This window comes from Streptomyces purpureus, assembly GCF_014648195.1.
Classification (GTDB): Bacteria; Actinomycetota; Actinomycetes; order Streptomycetales; family Streptomycetaceae; genus Streptomyces; species Streptomyces purpureus.
Map to the genome: position 1 here is coordinate 1 of NZ_BMQQ01000056.1, position 16,202 is coordinate 16,202.

Sequence of the window (16,202 nt, forward strand, 5' to 3'; positions counted from 1 at the left end):
GCGCCTGAGATGCCCGAGCCTCGGGCCTAACGGCAGCACCGGCCGCTGCGGGAGCGCCCGTGGGTCCTTCGCCAACGCGCCGGAGATGCCCGAGCCCCCCGGGGCCACTGAATCAGCCGCCGCTGCGGGAGCACCGCGGTAGTCCCCGGGCCTACGGCAGCAGCCGCCGCTCCTTCGCCACCGCCACCGCGCCCGCCCGCGTGTCCACGCCGAGCTTCGCGTAGATCCGGCCCAGGTGCGTCTTCACCGTCGCCTCGCTGATGAACAGCGCCCGGGCGATCTCGCGGTTGCCGAGGCCCTGTGCCAGCTGCGCCAGGATGTCGCGTTCGCGGTCCGTCAGGGACGGCGGCGCCGCGCCCCGCATACGGTCCATGACCCGGCCCGCGACCGGGGCCGAGAGGGTCGTGCGGCCCTCGGCCGCCGCGTGGATCGCCGCGAACAGCTCCTCGGGGCGCTCCGCCTTCAGCAGATAGCCCGTCGCGCCCGCCTCGATGGCGCGGGTGATGTCCGCGTCCGTGTCGTACGTGGTCAGGACCAGCACATGCACCTCCGGCGTCGCGATCCGGCGGGTCGCCTCCACCCCGTCGATCCCCGGCCCGAGCTGAAGGTCCATCAGCACGACATCAGGGGTGAGCTTCGCCGCCATCGCGACGGCCTCCTCCCCGCTGCCCGCCTCGCCGACGACCTCGATACCGGGCGCGCTGCCGAGCAGCGCGAGCAGTCCGGCGCGTACGACGGCGTGGTCGTCGCAGAGCAGGATCCGTACGGTCTCGTCGGTCATGAGGTCTCCAGGGGGATCGCCACGGACAGGACCGTGCCCTCGCCGGGGGCGGACTCGATGGTGAGGGTGCCGCCGAGCTGTCGCGTACGCGCCCGCATGGCGGGCAGGCCATGGCCGCGTTCGCCCGGCTCGGCTCCCTCCGGCGGCGGGACGAAGCCGCGGCCGTCGTCGGCGATGTCCAGTACGACCTGGTCGTCGAGGTAGGTGAGGGTCAGCGCGGCGGTGGTGGCGTGCGCGTGTTCGCGTACGTTCGCCAGCGCGCCCTGCGCGATCCGCAGCAGCGCCGACTGCACCCGGTCCGGCAGCTCCACGGGCGTCCCGTCGACCCGGAAACCGGCGGCCTCGCGGGCGGCGAGCAGCCGCAGCGCCTCCTCCAGGCTGCCGCCTTCGGCGAGGTCGGCGGGGGCGAGGTCGTGGACGAAGCGGCGGGCCTCGGCGAGGTTGTGCTCGGCGATGGACTCGGCCGTACGGACATGGCGGCGCGCGGTCGCCGGGTCGCTGTCCCACGTGCGCTCCGCGGCCTGGAGCAGCATCTGCTGACTGGACAGGCCCTGCGCGAGGGTGTCGTGGATCTCCATGGAAAGCCGCTGGCGCTCGGCGAGGGTGCCCTCGCGGCGTTCGGTGGCGGCCAGTTCGCGGCGGGTGCGGAGCAGGTCTTCGATGAGCGCCCGCTGCCGCTGGGCCTGCCGCTCGGAGTGGACGAAGACGGCGGTCGCGATGGCGGCCACGGCGGGCGGGGCGACCAGCAGGTTCGGGTCGAAGCCGCCCTCCGACAGCTTGATCTGCGCGGCCACCACGAAGGCGGTGAGCAGCGTGACGAGGACGAGCGCGGCGCGCGGCGGGAGGGTGCGCAGGCCGGTGTAGAAGAGGGGCACCGCGCACCAAGCGAAGCTGGGCGCGAGGACGACGAGGACCATCCACACGGCGACGACGGTGAAGAGCCAGGCGATCCGGCGGGGGGTGGCGCGGGTGCCCAGGACGGGCCCGAGGACGTACAGCGAGGCCAGCGCGCCGGAGAGGGCGACGATCCAGGGGCCGCGGTCCTCCCAGGGGTGCCGCAGCAGGAACCGGACCAGTGACGCGCCGAGGAGGAGGAAGAAGGCGATGTGCATGACCCTCGCCAGCCAGCGGGCGTCCGGGTCGTGCGTGTCCGTCACCGCTCGCTCCTCTGCTGTCCCGCGCCGGGGCCCTTGGGCTGACCTGGGCCGATTCCTCCATGGTGACCCGCCGGGACCAGGCCGGCATCAACCGATCGGCTGACCCGGCCGTCGGCCGACCCGCACGGCGGAGGCAGCCGCTCCGTGGACCGTACGGCCCCGGAAGGGGCCGGAGGATCGATGCAGAGCGCGAAGCCGCCGGATCCGAGTGCCAACCCCCGGTCCCAGTGCCAGCCGCCCGACCCCGGTGCCAGACCCCCCGATCCGAGTGCCAGACCCCGGCCCTAATCCCCCCGGTCCCAACCCACCGGCCCCAACCCCCGGTCCCAACCCACCGGCCCCAACCCACCGGCCCCAACCCCCGGTCCCAAGCCCCCGTCCCAAGGAGTCCCCATGAAGAAGATCCTCATCGGCGCCACCGCCGCTGCCGCCCTCGCCGCCGGCACCTTCGGCGCCGTCTCCGCCAACGCCTCCGCCCCGGCCGCCGAGACGAAGACGACCGTCACCGCCGACGTCTCCCACCGCAACCTCCAGCAGTCCACGCACCTGACGGTGGACGCCGCCACCAAGGCCGCGCAGGCCGTCCTGGACGCCGCCCAGCAGGAGAACCAGCGCGTCTCCGTCGCCGTCGTCGACCGCAACGGCAACACCATCGTGACGCTGCGCGGCGACGGCGCGGGCCCGCAGTCCCCCGAGTCCGCCGAGCGCAAGGCGTTCACCGCCGTCTCCTGGAACGCCCCCACCTCCGAGCTGGTCAAGCGGCTCGCCCAGGCCCCGAACCTGAAGGACATCCCGGGCACCCTCTTCCTCGGCGGCGGTGTGCCGGTCCAGGTCAAGGGCGCCCCGGTCGCCGGCATCGGTGTCGCGGGCGCGCCCAGCGGCGACCTGGACGAGAAGTTCGCCCGCGCGGGCGTCGAGGCCCTCGACAAGTAAGGTCCGAGCCCGCGGAAGCCGAGCGGCCCTGGCGCGAGACCGGGGCCGCCTCAGGCTCCGCGCATAGGATCACCGTGTGGAGCCCCGTACCCGTCTTCTCGCCCTGGCCGCCGCCCTGGCCCTGCTCGCCGGCGGATGCGGCGGGGACGTCGACGGCTCCCCGGGCGCCGCCGGGCTGCGCGACCCGTACTTCCCCAAGCTCGGCAACGGCGGCTACGACGTCCAGCACTACGCGCTCACCCTCGCCTACGACCCGGCTACGCGCCGACTCGACGCCACCGCCGCGATAACCGCCCGCGCCACCCAGGACCTGAGCGCCTTCAACCTCGACCTCACCGGGCTGAACGTCTCCGCCGCGCGCGTCGACGGCGCCCCCGCCGCCGTCAACCGGGCCGGGAAGGAGCTGACGCTCCGTCCGCGCGCGGACATCGACAAGGGGCAGGTCTTCCGTACCGTCGTCACCTACTCCGGCGTCCCCGAGACCGTCACCGACCCGGGCGGCTCCGAGGAGGGCTGGCTGCCGACCGCGGACGGTGCCCTCGCGCTCGGCGAACCGACCGGTTCCATGGCTTGGTTCCCCGGCAACCACCACCCCTCCGACAAGGCGACGTACGACATCACGGTCACCGTCCCCAAGGGGCTGCGGGCGATGTCCAACGGCAGGCTGACCAGCGAGCGTGGCGACGGCCGCACCACCACCTCCGTCTGGCGCTCCGCGGAGCCGATGGCGAGCTACCTCGCCACCGTCACGATCGGCCGGTACGAGACGAAGACCGCCAAGACCGCCTCCGGTGTCCCCGTCCTCACCGCCGCCGACCCGGCCGTGGCCAAGCGCGCGGCGCCGCTGCTGGCCCGGATCCCCGAGCTGTTGGCGTGGCAGGAGGAGAACTTCGGCCCGTACCCCTTCAACGCCGCCGGGGCGATCGTCGAGCGCACCGAGGACGTCGGCTACGCGCTGGAGACCCAGACCCGGCCCGTCTTCCCCGAGTCCGCCTTCGTCACGGAGACCCTCGTCCACGAGCTGGCCCACCAGTGGTTCGGCGACTCGGTCTCGCCCGCGTCCTGGCGGGACATGTGGCTCAACGAAGGCTTCGCGACGTACGCGGAGTGGCTGTACGCGGAGGACTTCGAGGACACCCCGGCCGAGGAGAGCTTCCAGGAGGCCTACGACGAGGAGGAGAACTGGGCGTTCGCGCCGGGCGAGCCGCCGAGCGCCGAGGTGATCTCCGACCCGCCGGTGTACGGGCGGGGAGCGATGGTCCTGCACCGCATCCGGGAGGAGGTCGGGGACGACACCTTCTTCGAGATCCTGCGCGGCTGGCCCAAGACATACCGTCACGCCAACGCCTCCACCGACGACTTCACCGCCTACGTGGAGGACGTGGCAGGCAAGGACCTCGACGAGGTGTGGGACGCCTGGCTCTTCGGGGACGGGCGGCCGCGGTGGGAGCCGTCACCGCCGTAGCCGCAGTGGCGCGACGCACCAGGGCCCCGGCGGAGCGTCCGCCGGGGCCCTGAACTCAGCTGCCGGTACGTCAGATGTTGACGCCGAAGTCGCGGGCGATGCCCTCGAGGCCGGAGGCGTAACCCTGGCCGACGGCGCGGAACTTCCACTCGGCGCCGTTGCGGTACAGCTCGCCGAAGACCATGGCGGTCTCGGTGGCGGCGTCCTCGCTCAGGTCGTAGCGGGCGATCTCGGCGCCGCCGGCCTGGTTCAGGATGCGGATGTACGCGTTGCGCACCTGGCCGAAGTTCTGCGAGCGGTTGACCGCGTCGTAGATGGAGACCGGGAAGACGATCTTGTCGACGTTGGCCGGGAGGCCCGCCAGGTTGACGTTGATCTGCTCGTCGTCGCCGCCGCCCTCGCCGGTGCGGTTGTCGCCGGTGTGCACGATCGTCTGGTCCGGCGTCGACTTGTTGTTGAAGAAGACGAAGTGCGCGTCGGAGGCGACCTTGCCCGCGCCGTCCACACCGATGGCGGAGGCGTCGAGGTCGAAGTCGGTGCCCGTGGTCGTACGGACGTCCCAGCCGAGGCCGACGGTGACCGCGGTCAGGCCCGGCGCCTCCTTGGTCAGCGAAACGTTGCCGCCCTTGGACAGGCTTACAGCCATGGAAGTGCCTTTCCTCGTGTTCCTCGTGGTCCCCGTGACCTTCATCCGTCATAACGCCGCGCGTGGCGAGCTGGTTCCATCAAGCAGAAAGCCCCCGGGAAACGGCTCCATGAAAAGAGGGTGACGCCGGGGCAGGAAGGCGGGGAACATGGAGGACATGTCCGGTCCCCATGTCATCCGCGGCTCCGTCCTCCTGCCCGAGGCCGAGCTCATGTGGCGTTTCTCGCGCTCCTCGGGCCCGGGCGGACAGCACGTCAACACCAGCGACTCGCAGGTGGAGCTCCGCTTCGACCTGGCGGCGACGGACGCGCTGCCGCCGGTGTGGAAGGAGCGCGCCCTGGAGCGCCTCGCCTCCCGGCTGGTCGGCGGGGTGATCACCGTACGGTCGTCGGAGCACCGCTCCCAGTGGCGCAACCGCGAGACGGCGGCCGTCCGCCTCGCGGCCCTGCTGGCCGAGGCGACGGCCCCACCGCCGAAGCCACGCCGGCCGACGCGGATCCCACGGGGCATCAACGAACGGCGGCTGCGGGAGAAGAAGGCCCGCGCGGAGACGAAGCGGGGCCGTTCGGGCCGGGACTGGTAGCCAGGGCGGGGCTGAGCAGGCCGCTCAGCGGCGGGTCTCCCGGCGGGCTGACCGTGCCGCCCAGCGGACCGCCGAGCGGGGCCGACCGCGGCTCCCGGACGGAGCCGCCGCGAGCCGAAACTGTCGGGAACGCGCGCTGCCAGCCCCGGCGCATTCCTGACTCATGGGCCGGCCTCACCCCAGGTGGCGGTAGCGCCCCTTGAAGTACGTCAGTGGGCTGCCCTCCACGTTCGGCAGCTCCGCCCGCAGCACCCGCCCGATCACCAGCGTGTGGTCGCCGGCCTCGACGCGCTGCTCCGTGCGGCACTCCAGCACCGCCAGCGCCCCGTCGATCAGCGGCGCCTCGCACACCTCACCGCGCGTGTGCGGAAGGTCCGCGAAGAGGAGACGGTCGCTGATACGCCCCTTCATGGCGAACCGGCCGGCCACCTGCCGCTGGCTCTCCGCGAGCACCGACACCCCCCACAGCGGCTGCTCCGCCAGCAGGTCGTCCATCCGCGAACCCTCACGCAGGCTGACCAGGACCAGCGGGGGGTCCAGAGAGACGGACATGAAGGCCGTCGCGGTCATGCCGACGTCCTCGCCGTAGGGGCCCTCGTCCGGCGAGTGTGCCGTCACCAGCACCACGCCGGCGGCCAGCCGGGACATGGCGGCCCGGAAGTCGTCTTTGCTCACCCCCTCAGGATGGGGGACGGCGGGGACCGGGGCGGGACTCGTCTGCAACACACCAGCACGCTAACCTCGCGGTTCGCCGTGCCGCATCGGGCCCGGGAACCAGCCGGGCTACGGGGACGGTCCTAGGACCATGTGTTCAGTTTGCGTTCAGGAAAGAGAGGGAGCGCCCACGCACCCCTCATCGCACCCTTCATCACCCACTGTGACTTGAGTCACAGAGGGCAGTATTTGTTGACCCTGTGTACCGGGTGCACAGCTCGCTGTGATTCAGTGGCGGGGACAGTGCAGCAAGAGTGCCGATGAGAATCCTGGAGTTGCTGTCGAGGTCTCGGGGAGAGCGAGCAATGGAGACCGAGTCGGAGCCGTACGTCCGTCTTGCGACCCTGCGGCAGCTGCATCAGGTCGTCGCCGACCTCAATACAGCCCGCAGTCTGGCGGACACCCTGCAGACCGTCGCCGACGGCGTCGTCGCGGGCCTCAACTACGAGCTGGCCTGCGTCAATCTCGTACGCCCCGACGGTGACCTGGTCGTCGCGGCCTTCGCCGGCAGCCCCGCCGCCGAAGCCCTGATCACCGGCCGGGTCGGCTCCCGCGCCTCCTGGGACCGCCGCCTCTCCATGGGCGAGGCCTGGGGTGACCTGCGGTTCATACCCCACACCGAGGGCTGGGTCCTCATAGAGGACGACGTACCGCAGTGGCACACCGAAGGCCCCGCCCCCCGCTTCGAGGACGAGTGGCACCCGCAGGACCGGCTCTACGCCCCGATGTACTCCCCCGGCGTTCGCTCCGCTCACCCGGGGGCACCCCCCGGCAGCGGCCGGGAACTGCTCGGCGTGATCTCCGTCGACCGCCCCCGCAACGGCAGGCACCCCGGCCCCTGGGGCCGTGAGGCACTCCAGATGTACGCGTCGCAGTCCGCGATTGCGATCAGCAACGCCCGGCTCAGAGCAAACATGCAGCGCGCCCTCGTCCGGCTCGAACGCGAGCAGCAGGCCCTGCGCGCCAGCGAGGAGTCGTTCCGGCAGGCCTTCGAGTACGCGCCCTCGGGGATGGCCATCGCCGAGATGGGCGGCGACCAGCACGGCCGGCTGCTGCGCACCAACGACGCGCTGTGCCGGCTGCTCGGCCGCCCCTCCTCCGTGATGCGCCGCTACTCCTTCTCCGACCTCGTCCACCCCGAGGACATCGGCACCCTGCTGCGCACCTCCGCCGAGGGCGGCCGGGCCGAGCTGCGGCTGGGCCGGCGCGACGGCACGTACGTCTGGGTCTCGCTGCGGAACTCCGTCGTGGCCGACACCGCCGACGGGCCCCGGTTCCTGCTCACCCATGTCGAGGACATCGAGGAGCGCAAGCGCCACGAGCTCCAGCTCGCCCACCGCGCCTCGCACGACGCGCTCACCGGCCTGCCCAACAGCGCCGAGCTGCGGGCCCGGCTCAGCGCCCGGCTCTGCGAGCGCCCCGCGCTCGGGTCCCGGGACGGCGGCGGGTACGCGGTGCCGACGGCGGCCGGGCACGGGGAGTACGACTACGCGCCGGAGTACGAGCAGCAGTACCAGCCAGGTCCGGAGCAGGGCCAGGGCGAGTACCAGGGCGAGTACCAGGAGCAGGGCGAGTACGAGCACAGCTTCCGGGCCGACGGCTTCGACTTCGACCGAGGCGCCGGCGGGCCGTACGACCACCATGTGCACACGGTGGCGCCCTCGGACGAGATCGACGACGGCACGAAGGGGCTGGCCGTCCTCTTCTGCGACCTCGACGGCTTCAAGTCGATCAACGACCGGTTCGGGCACCACACCGGTGACGCGGTGCTCGTCGAGGTCGCGCGCCGGCTCACAACCGGCGTACGCGACGGTGACACCGTCGCCCGGCTCGGGGGTGACGAATTCGTCGTCCTCGCCGACGGCCTCGGCGCGGCGGACGCCGCTGACCTGGCCCTTCGCCTGCGTAACTCCATCATTCCGCCGATTCGGGTGGACGGGCGGGCCGTCCGGGTGGGGGCGAGTTTCGGCATCGGCTGGGCGGAGTGCGGCATGACCGTCGAAGAGGTCCTGAACTCCGCCGACCAGCGGATGTACATCGAAAAGCGGTCCCGGTCGAAGGTCCACCGCCGGGCGGGGTAGCCTCCAGCCCCGGCCTCACGCCGGTCAAGGGCCGGGGCCTGGGATGGCCCGTTCGGGGTAGGCTCGGCCGGTCGGCGACGGCTGGCGAGCATGGATAGGAGTGACCAGGGATGGCTGCCGGTAACAACGGCGCGAGCACGCCCGAGGACGACGATCCGTTCGGCTACCTGTACGCGGACGGACAGGCGACAGGCACACAGTCGCCCCGTCAGGGCGGTGGCTACGGCTACCCCGGTCCGGCCGCGCAGCCCGGCGTGCCCAGGACGTCGTACAACCAGGTCAGAGCGGTAGGCGAGCGCCAGTACGGCCAGGTGCCGCACCAGCACCAGCCGCAGCAGCCGTACGGCCAGCCGACGGCCCAGTACGCGGCCCCCGAAACCTACGGCCAGGTCCCGCCCCAGTCGGGCCCCCGCCACCCCCAGCCCCAGCGCCCGGGCCGCGGCGGCCCCAACACCAAGGGCCTGCTGCTCGGCGCGATCGCGGTGGTGGCGGTCGTGGTGATCGGCATCACGGCGGCGGTGCTCACCAACGGCGACGAGAAGAAGGAAGCGGGTGGGGGTACGCCCAGCGGCGGCTCCACCCAGGTCCAGGAATCTCCGAGCGCCCGCCCGTCCGAAAGCGCGGACCAGCCCTCCACGGACCTGCCCAAGCAGGACGCGGCGACGCTGAGGCTCGGCCCGCCGGCGGCGCTCGCGACCGACATCAAGGGCGCCGAGGGCACCGACGGCGCGTACGTCACCAACTTCAACGCGGTCGGCGCCTCCGTCACCTGGAAGGCGAAGGTCGAGACGAAGGGCAAGTACCGGCTCTACGTCCGTTACGCCATTCCGATGGTCGATGCCAACGCCACGTTGACGATCAACGGCAAGGCGAACACCAGCCCCATAGGCCTGAAGAACTTCCGCCACTCCACGGACCCGGCGTGGGAGAACAACTGGCAGACGACGTGGGCGCCGGTCGAGCTGAAGCAGGGCGACAACGAGATCAAGATCTCCTGCGAGCAGGGCAACCAGTGCAACGCCATCCTGGACTGGCTGGAGGTCCGGCCCGACACCCCCGGCGCCTGATCCCGGCCGCCCGGGCCGTCGTCAGCCCCTGACGACGGCCAGGAAGTCCGCCACCGTCCCGGCCATCGCCTCGCGGGCCGGGGCGAGGTATTTCCGGGGGTCGACCGTCGAGGGGTGGTCGGTCAGGAAGGCGCGGACCGCGGTGGTGAAGGCCGTGTTCAGGGCCGTGCCGACGTTGATCTTGACCATGCCCGCGGTGATCGCCGCGCGGATCTCCTCGTCCGGGACGCCCGACGAGCCGTGCAGCACCAGCGGCACCGGGACCGCCGTCCTCAGGCGGGTGATCAGGGCGTGATCCAGGGACGCCGTGCGTTCGGTCATCGCGTGGGAGGAGCCGACGGCCACGGCGAGTGCGTCGACGCCCGTGTCGGCGACGTACGCGGCCGCCTCCGCCGGGTCCGTACGGACGCCCGGAGCGTGGGCGTCCAGGGGCGGCTCGCCCTCCTTGCCGCCGACCTTGCCCAGCTCCGCCTCGACCCACACGCCCCGCTCGTGGCCCCAGCGCACCGCCTCCGCCGTGGCCTTGACGTTTTCGCCGTAGGGCAGCTTCGACGCGTCGAACATCACCGAGCTGAATCCCTCGGCGTGCGCCTGGCGCAGCAGGTCGACCGTGACGACGTGGTCGAGGTGGAGCGCGAGCGGCACCTCGCAGGACCGCGCGACGGCGGCCGTCGCGGCCGCGACCGCGGAGAGCCGCCCGCCGTGGAAGCGGACCGCGTTCTCCGAGATCTGGAGCACCGCCGGCGCCCCCGCCCGCTCCGCGCCTGCCGCGATGGCCTCGGCGTGTTCCAGGGTGATCACGTTGAACGCGGCGAGACCGTGCCCCGCGCGCCGCGCCTCACGGACGAGCTGGCCGGTGCTGACGAGTGGCATGTGCGGGCTCCTCTTCTCGTGGGCGCCTCGCCTCCTCGGGGGCGCGGCCCCGGTCTACGCGGTCGCCACCTGCACCCGGGGCAACAGCTCCTCGTACGCCCCCGCGTCGAACTCGCCCGCCGCCGGGGCGAGAACCGTCGCCGTCGCCAGCGCGACCGCCCGCGCCAGCCGCTGCGGCCACGGCAGGTCCTCGACGAGACCCGACAGCAGGCCGGCGACGGCCGAGTCGCCCGCGCCGGTCGGGTTGCCGCGCACCGGCGCGGGCGGGGTGGCCTGCCAGGTGCCGTCGGGGGTGGCGGCCAGCACGCCGTCCGCGCCCAGCGAGGCGGCGACGGCGTGGGCGCCGCGCCGGCGGGCGTCGCGGGTGGCGCGCAGGGGTTCGCGGGCGCCGGTGAGCTGGGCGAGTTCGTCGGCGTTGGGCTTGATCAGGTCGGGGCGGGCGGCGATGCCCCGGCGCAGCGGTTCGCCGCTGGTGTCCAGGAGGACGGGGACGCCGGCGGCGCGTGACCGCCGGATCAGCTCCGCGTACGCGCCGACGTGGATGCCCGGCGGCAGGCTGCCGCAGAGCGCGACCGCGTCGGCCTGGCCGAGCAGCGTCTCGTACGAGTCGAGGAAGGCGGCCCACTCGGCGGGGCATATGTGCGGTCCGGGCTCGTTGAACTGCGTGGTGTCGCCCGTGGCCCGGTCGGCGACGGCGACCGTGCGGCGGGTGGCACCGGCGGTGGGGACGAGCGCGTCGCGTACGGGCAGCGGGGTGAGCAGGGCGCGCAGCACCTCGCCCGTGGGGCCGCCGGCGAAGCCGGTGACGACCGTCTCGTGGCCGAGGGCGGCGAGGACGCGGGCGACGTTGAGGCCTTTGCCGCCGGGGCGTTCGACGACGTCGGTGACGCGGTGGGTGGTGTGCGGGGTGAGCGCGGGGACCCGGTAGGTGAGGTCCAGGGCGGTGTTCAGCGTGACCGTAAGGATCACCGTACACACCCCCGTGGAAAACGCTTTCTCGCCCCTTGTGCGACCCGATCATGCCAAAGGAACGGCGGTTGGCCCAGACCCTGGACCAACCACCGTGCCGTAATTCGCTACGAAATCAGCCCACTTGGGGCTCAACCACCCAAGCGCCGCGCCGCATCACGCCCTTGAGCGTGAAGTCGTCGTCCAGGACGACCAGGTCGGCGTACTTGCCGGGCTCCAGCGAGCCGACCTCGTCGTACAGGCCGAGCAGTTGCGCCGGGTTGGCGGAGATGGCCTGCACGACCGACTCGACCGGCAGCCGGTCCACGGTCGCGGCGCGTCGGAAGGCGGTGTCGAGGGTGAGGGTCGAGCCGGCGATCGAGCCGCCTTCGACGAGCCGGGCCACGCCGTCCCTGACCTCGACCTCCAGCGGGCCGAGGTGGTAGACGCCGTCGCCGAAGCCGGCCGCGTCCATGGCGTCGGTGATGAAGGCGACCCGGGCCGGGCCGGCGCGGTGGAATGCCAGTTCCAGGGCGGCCGGATGCAGATGCGTACCGTCGTTGATCAGCTCGACGGTGACCCGCTCGTCCTCCAGGAGCGCGGCGATCGGGCCGGGGGCGCGGTGGGCGAGGGCGGGCATGGCGTTGTAGAGGTGGGTCGCCACGGTCGCGCCCGCGTCGATGGCCGCCACCGTCTGCTCGTACGTGGCGTCCGTGTGGCCGATGGCGGCGATCACGCCGTGGTCGGCGAGGAGGCGTACGGAGTCGAGGCCGCCGGGCAGTTCGGTGGCGAGGGTGACCATCTTGGCGTGGCCGCGGGCCGCGTCGACGAGCTTGCGGACCTCGGCCGGGTCGGGGTCGCGCAGCAGCGTCTCGTCGTGGGCGCCCTTGCGGCAGGGCGAGATGAACGGGCCCTCGAAGTGGATGCCGGCGATGTCGCCCTGCTCGGCGAGTTCGGAGAGCAGGCCGGCGCGGCGGGTGAGGAAGTCCGTGTCGCCGGTGACGAAAGAGGCGACGACGGTGGTGGTGCCGTGCAGGCGGTGGGTGTGGACGCCGTGCAGGACCTCGTCGACGGTGCCGGAGGTGAAGGAGGCGCCGCCGCCGCCGTGGTTGTGCATGTCGACGAAGCCGGGGACGAGCCAGTGGCCGGACAGGTCGAGCGCCGCCGCGCCGGCCGGAGCGCTGCCCGCGATGCGCTCGCCCTCGACGATCACCCGCCCGCTGTCGACGATCCCGGTCGGCAGCACGACGCGGGCGCCGGCGAGAACCTTGCGGTCGGCCATCAGATCGGCCATCAGGCGGATACCTCCGAGTCGGTGGGGCGCGGGTCGGTGGGGTGCGGGACGGCGGGGCTCGTATCGCTGGGGCGTGTGTCCGGGTCCGTCGGGTGCGTGGCGAGGAGGTCCCAGGCGAGGAGGCCCGCGCCAAGGCATCCGGCGGTGTCCCCGAGGGCCGCCGGGACGATGGAGGGCAGCTTCTGGAACGTCACCCGTTCCTCGACGGCGGCCCGCAGGGGTGTGAACAAGGTTTCCCCCGCCTCGGCGAGACCGCCACCGATGATGAGCCTGCGCGGGTCCAGCAGGGTGAGCGCGGTGACCAGGCCGTCGGCGAGGGCGTCGACCGCCTCCTGCCAGACCCGTACGGCCCGGGGGTCGCCCGAGGCGACGGCCTTGGCGCAGTCGGCGGCGTCGGCCTCCGGGTCGCCGGAGGCGGTGACCCACGCGCGCGTGACGGCGGAGGCGGAGGCCAGGGTCTCCAGGCAGCCGCGCTGCCCGCAGCCGCAGGCGGGGCCCTGGGGGCGGACGACGATGTGGCCGATCTCCCCGGCGTAGCCGTGGGCGCCGGCCTCGATGGTGCCGCCGATGCCGATGGCGCCGGCGATCCCGGTGCCGAGGGGGACGAAGAGGAACCGGTCGGCGCCCTGTCCTGCGCCGATCCGGCCCTCGGCGAGACCGCCGGTACGGACGTCGTGCCCGAGGGCGACGGGGACGCCGAGGCGCCGCCCGAGCAGCTCCCGCAGCGGGACGTCGCGCCAGCCCAGGTTGGCGGCGTAGACGGCGACGCCGCGCTCGGCGTCGACGATCCCCGGCACGGCGACCCCGGCGGCGCAGGCGGCCTGTCCGTACCGCTCCTGCCCGTGCGCGCGCAGCTCGTCGGCGAAGTCCAGGATCGACTCGACGACGGCCTCGGCCCCGCGCTCCCGCCCGGTGGCCCGCCGCGCCTCATGGAGCAGTGCCCCGTCCGCCCCGACGAGGGCGGCCTTCATGCCGGTGCCGCCCACATCGAGGGCGATGACGTGTCTCACGGGGACAGTCTGGCCCGGACGACCGCGAAAGGTCTAGTCCACTTCGGGTGATTGTTGCGGTCGCATACAAATTCGGGGGCGGGGGCGGCCCCGAGGGGCGTACGGGCGCCGAGGCGGCCGTGGCCCGGGCGGGCCGGTGCGTCGGGGTGGCCGGGGGCGCCGACGCGGTCGTGGTCCCGGACCGAGCCGGGGGTTCCGGGGCGGCCGTGGTGCGGGCCCAGGCCCCGGGCGGACGTCGTTGAGCTCCATGACGGCCTGGCCGGGAAGGAGGAGGGCGAGGCTCGGGTCGCCGTGGGCGATCTGTGCTCGCGCGTCCACCGGGACAAAGGCGCCGCCGTACCAGGCGTGAAGGATGCCGTACAGCCCCCACGAGACGGGCCGGGCGACCCGGGCCGCCTCGTACCCGTCCAGGAGGTGCTGGCAGTGCCGTACGGACTCCCACCCGCACGCCAGGTGCACCGGCGGGTGGAGCGTCCGTTCGCCGTCCTCGATCGGGCCGCGGAACCCGCTCTCCTCCCCGGCACCGACGAGGAAGAGGGTGCCGCCCTCGGCCGCCGCCTCCTCCTCAGTCGAGAGCCCGCAGACCTGGCAGATCAGGCGGGCCATCATGCGCCGCTGCCGTGCCGGATGGAGGTGCGCGAGGTGTGGCTCGCCGCGTTCTTCATGGCCGCCTTGTGGCCGATGAGGACCAGGTGGGCGACGTCGTCCGGCGCGCACAGGGTGCCCGGTCCATCCATGGGGGCGACCCAGTACGCCGGATAGCGGGGGTCCGGCCCGGTGAGGTCGGTCGCCGGCACGCCCAGGAAGGTGTCCGAGCCCAGGCACTCCGCGACCGCGAGGCGCCAGGAACTGGGGGCGCTCGCGGGTGAGGGCGTAGAACTGCCGGCCGCCGGCGTCGTGGAAGACCGGGCCGCCGTCCAGCACCTCGGCGAGGAAGCCGCGGACCGCCTCCGGCTCCTCGGTTCCCGCCGCCGCGTAGATCAGGTCCGCCGGGATGCGCACGGCGGAGAACAGGCTGCCGCACCGGAGCAGCGCGACGCGGTAGGTGGCCCACTCCCTCCAGGCGTCTTCCTGGGTACGCGCCGCCAGGACCAGCCACGTTGAGGCGGCCAGTTCCCGGTCCCTGCGCGAGTGCACCAGCACCCCCGGCCCGGCCGTCACCGGCCCTGGCAGCGATCTGCGAGCAACTTCCCCGTCCGCCCCGGGCGGTTGGATACGCTCATGCACGGCGACTCCTCACCAGTCGGCACGCCCCGGAGCGGCACACCACTGCCCCCTGGCCGCCGCGCTCCCCGCCCTCCACCAAGCTGCCCCGCCGGCCCGCATCCCCCTCTCCTACGTGGACCGTCTCCGGGAGCGCACCGTCCGCCTCCGGCGCCTGGATGACATCCTCGGCGGGGGCGACACGTACCGGGTCTACCTCGCGGAGGTGCAGCGCACCAAGGCCGTCCCGCAGCGCGGCTCCTTCGCCGGCGACGACGTCCGCCGTCACCTGACCGTGCTCCTGGCCGAGCAGGCCCAGCAGGCCGGATGGGCCGCCTTCGATGGCGGGCGCGGGAAGGAGGCGGCCTCCCTCTACGAGGAGGGCCGCACGTACGCCCGAGAGGCCGGGGACTCTGACCTGCACGGCAACAGCTTGGCGTTCCTCGCGTGCGGCACGCTCGCCCACGACCGGCGGACGGCGGTGGGCTTCGCTCAGGACTCTTGCGCGACCATCACGGACAGGACACCGGCCACTGTCCGGGCCTTGCTCTACGAGCGGCTCGCGTGGGCCTGCGCGGTGAACGGCGAGGCGGCCGGGACGGAGGCCGCGCTCGACTCGGCCCGGGAGTCCCTGGAGACCGCCCAGGACGGGGAGCCGCAACCGGACTGGTCGGTGTGGGTGGACCGGACCGAGCTGGGCATCATGACGGGCCGCTGCTGGACGGAGCTCGCCCGCCCGCTACGCGCCGTCCCCGCACTCACGGACGCACTCGGCCGGTACCCGGACGAATACGCCCGCGACAAGGCGCTCTATCTCTCCTGGCTCGCGGAGGCCTTCCTCAGGGCCGGAGAGGTGGAGCAGGCCGCCGTGACGGCGGACCGCGCCTTGCACCTCGCTACGGGCGTCGCGTCCATCCGCCCCATGCAGCGCATCGCGCCCGTCCTGGAGAGCCTGCGTCCCCACGGGCAACTCCCCGAGGTGCGGGGCGTCCTCGAGCGCGTGGCCTCCTAGTCCTGCTTCGGGCTCACGGAGTCGCGGATCCACTCCAGAACCCGCGCGGAGCCGGCCTGGATCGGCACGGCGATCAGCTCGGGGTTGTCCCACGGGTGCTGTGCCAGGAGGTGGGCCTCCAGCTCCGCGTACCGGTCCGTGGTGGTGGTGAGGAGGACTTTGTACTCCTGGCCGGTGCCGTACTCTCCGAGGTGCCAGAACACGCTGGTGACGGGGCCGATGACCTGACCTCCGGCGGCGAGCCGCGCCTTGACGGCGGACCCGGCCAGGGCCACGGCGTCCTCCTCGGTGGGCGTGGCGGTCGATACCTGCAGGTATTCGCTCATGGCCGGGAGCCTGACCACGCGGCCTCTGCCACCACTAGGGTCTGTTGCGAAAGTGGATCTTGTTCGTTCATGATCACGTCTCGTGGGACGTGGAGATCTGACGAACGGC

General features: G+C 73.1%; 16 protein-coding genes. 6 read left to right on the forward strand and 10 right to left on the reverse strand.

Annotated elements, in window-relative coordinates; genetic code table 11:
• Positions 1-151 precede the first annotated feature (151 nt).
• Positions 152-781, reverse strand: coding sequence for a response regulator (locus IEZ01_RS33795; protein WP_189205577.1), 630 nt, complete (start codon positions 779-781; stop codon positions 152-154).
• Positions 778-1,893, reverse strand: a complete 1,116-nt coding sequence (locus IEZ01_RS33800) for a sensor histidine kinase (RefSeq protein ID WP_229833350.1) — start codon at positions 1,891-1,893, stop codon at positions 778-780. Before IEZ01_RS33800 ends, IEZ01_RS33795 begins: the two co-directional genes overlap by 4 nt.
• A 438-nt stretch (positions 1,894-2,331) precedes the next feature.
• On the opposite strand from IEZ01_RS33800, the gene IEZ01_RS33805 reads away from it, so the two are divergent.
• Positions 2,332-2,871, forward strand: coding sequence for a GlcG/HbpS family heme-binding protein (locus tag IEZ01_RS33805; protein ID WP_019887432.1), 540 nt, complete (start codon positions 2,332-2,334; stop codon positions 2,869-2,871).
• Between the two features lie 76 nt (positions 2,872-2,947).
• Positions 2,948-4,336, forward strand: coding sequence for a M1 family metallopeptidase (locus IEZ01_RS33810; protein ID WP_189205581.1), 1,389 nt, complete (start codon positions 2,948-2,950; stop codon positions 4,334-4,336).
• A gap of 70 nt (positions 4,337-4,406) precedes the next feature.
• On the opposite strand, the gene IEZ01_RS33815 is transcribed toward IEZ01_RS33810, so the two are convergent.
• Positions 4,407-4,982: a TerD family protein gene (locus tag IEZ01_RS33815; protein WP_019887429.1), complete on the reverse strand. Its 576-nt coding sequence runs from the start codon at positions 4,980-4,982 to the stop codon at positions 4,407-4,409.
• 157 nt (positions 4,983-5,139) lie between these two features.
• Between IEZ01_RS33815 and arfB the strand changes: the two genes are divergently transcribed.
• Positions 5,140-5,565, forward strand: a complete 426-nt coding sequence (gene arfB, locus IEZ01_RS33820; RefSeq protein ID WP_028797688.1) for an alternative ribosome rescue aminoacyl-tRNA hydrolase ArfB — start codon at positions 5,140-5,142, stop codon at positions 5,563-5,565.
• Positions 5,566-5,739: 174 nt separating this feature from the next.
• Here the strand turns inward: arfB and IEZ01_RS33825 are convergent, their stop codons facing one another.
• On the reverse strand, positions 5,740-6,291 hold the full coding sequence (locus IEZ01_RS33825) for a flavin reductase family protein (RefSeq protein ID WP_189205583.1): 552 nt from the start codon (positions 6,289-6,291) through the stop codon (positions 5,740-5,742).
• A 293-nt stretch (positions 6,292-6,584) separates the two neighbouring features.
• On the opposite strand from IEZ01_RS33825, the gene cdgB reads away from it, so the two are divergent.
• Positions 6,585-8,360: a diguanylate cyclase CdgB gene (gene cdgB / locus IEZ01_RS33830; protein ID WP_019887422.1), complete on the forward strand. Its 1,776-nt coding sequence runs from the start codon at positions 6,585-6,587 to the stop codon at positions 8,358-8,360.
• 110 nt (positions 8,361-8,470) lie between these two features.
• Positions 8,471-9,427, forward strand: coding sequence for a CBM35 domain-containing protein (locus IEZ01_RS33835; RefSeq protein WP_019887420.1), 957 nt, complete (start codon positions 8,471-8,473; stop codon positions 9,425-9,427).
• A gap of 21 nt (positions 9,428-9,448) precedes the next feature.
• Here IEZ01_RS33835 and IEZ01_RS33840 read toward each other — a convergent pair whose 3' ends face one another.
• The 5 genes from IEZ01_RS33840 to IEZ01_RS33860 form a co-directional block, all read right to left on the reverse strand.
• Entirely contained in the window at positions 9,449-10,300 is an 852-nt protein-coding gene (locus tag IEZ01_RS33840; RefSeq protein ID WP_189205585.1) for a class II fructose-bisphosphate aldolase, read from the reverse strand.
• 54 nt (positions 10,301-10,354) lie between these two features.
• Positions 10,355-11,269 carry a 1-phosphofructokinase family hexose kinase gene (locus tag IEZ01_RS33845; RefSeq protein ID WP_189205587.1) on the reverse strand — a complete coding sequence of 305 codons (915 nt, stop codon included), beginning with the start codon at positions 11,267-11,269 and terminating at the stop codon, positions 10,355-10,357.
• 115 nt (positions 11,270-11,384) lie between these two features.
• Positions 11,385-12,542: an N-acetylglucosamine-6-phosphate deacetylase gene (gene nagA / locus IEZ01_RS33850; RefSeq protein ID WP_189205596.1), complete on the reverse strand. Its 1,158-nt coding sequence runs from the start codon at positions 12,540-12,542 to the stop codon at positions 11,385-11,387.
• Positions 12,542-13,552 (reverse strand): ROK family protein, encoded by a 1,011-nt coding sequence (locus IEZ01_RS33855; RefSeq protein WP_229833348.1) that lies wholly within the window; start codon positions 13,550-13,552, stop codon positions 12,542-12,544. Before IEZ01_RS33855 ends, nagA begins: the two co-directional genes overlap by 1 nt.
• A gap of 605 nt (positions 13,553-14,157) precedes the next feature.
• On the reverse strand, positions 14,158-14,349 hold the full coding sequence (locus IEZ01_RS33860; RefSeq protein ID WP_189205598.1) for a hypothetical protein: 192 nt from the start codon (positions 14,347-14,349) through the stop codon (positions 14,158-14,160).
• A gap of 248 nt (positions 14,350-14,597) precedes the next feature.
• Between IEZ01_RS33860 and IEZ01_RS33865 the strand changes: the two genes are divergently transcribed.
• Entirely contained in the window at positions 14,598-15,767 is a 1,170-nt protein-coding gene (locus tag IEZ01_RS33865) for an NsdA family TPR-like regulatory protein (protein WP_506417170.1), read from the forward strand.
• On the opposite strand, the gene cutA is transcribed toward IEZ01_RS33865, so the two are convergent.
• Entirely contained in the window at positions 15,764-16,093 is a 330-nt protein-coding gene (gene cutA / locus IEZ01_RS33870; protein WP_189205600.1) for a divalent-cation tolerance protein CutA, read from the reverse strand. The genes IEZ01_RS33865 and cutA overlap by 4 nt on opposite strands.
• Positions 16,094-16,202: the final 109 nt, after the last annotated feature.

Excerpts from the sequence above, each read along its gene's own strand:
- IEZ01_RS33795 (WP_189205577.1), bottom strand. The coding sequence starts at position 781 with ATGACCGACGAGACCGTACGGATCCTGCTCTGCGACGACCACGCCGTC.
- IEZ01_RS33800 (WP_229833350.1), bottom strand. The coding sequence starts at position 1,893 with ATGCACATCGCCTTCTTCCTCCTCCTCGGCGCGTCACTGGTCCGGTTC.
- IEZ01_RS33805 (WP_019887432.1), top strand. The coding sequence starts at position 2,332 with ATGAAGAAGATCCTCATCGGCGCCACCGCCGCTGCCGCCCTCGCCGCC.
- IEZ01_RS33815 (WP_019887429.1), bottom strand. The coding sequence starts at position 4,982 with ATGGCTGTAAGCCTGTCCAAGGGCGGCAACGTTTCGCTGACCAAGGAG.
- arfB (WP_028797688.1), top strand. The coding sequence starts at position 5,140 with ATGTCCGGTCCCCATGTCATCCGCGGCTCCGTCCTCCTGCCCGAGGCC.
- cdgB (WP_019887422.1), top strand. The coding sequence starts at position 6,585 with ATGGAGACCGAGTCGGAGCCGTACGTCCGTCTTGCGACCCTGCGGCAG.
- IEZ01_RS33835 (WP_019887420.1), top strand. The coding sequence starts at position 8,471 with ATGGCTGCCGGTAACAACGGCGCGAGCACGCCCGAGGACGACGATCCG.
- IEZ01_RS33840 (WP_189205585.1), bottom strand. The coding sequence starts at position 10,300 with ATGCCACTCGTCAGCACCGGCCAGCTCGTCCGTGAGGCGCGGCGCGCG.
- nagA (WP_189205596.1), bottom strand. The coding sequence starts at position 12,542 with ATGGCCGATCTGATGGCCGACCGCAAGGTTCTCGCCGGCGCCCGCGTC.
- cutA (WP_189205600.1), bottom strand. The coding sequence starts at position 16,093 with ATGAGCGAATACCTGCAGGTATCGACCGCCACGCCCACCGAGGAGGAC.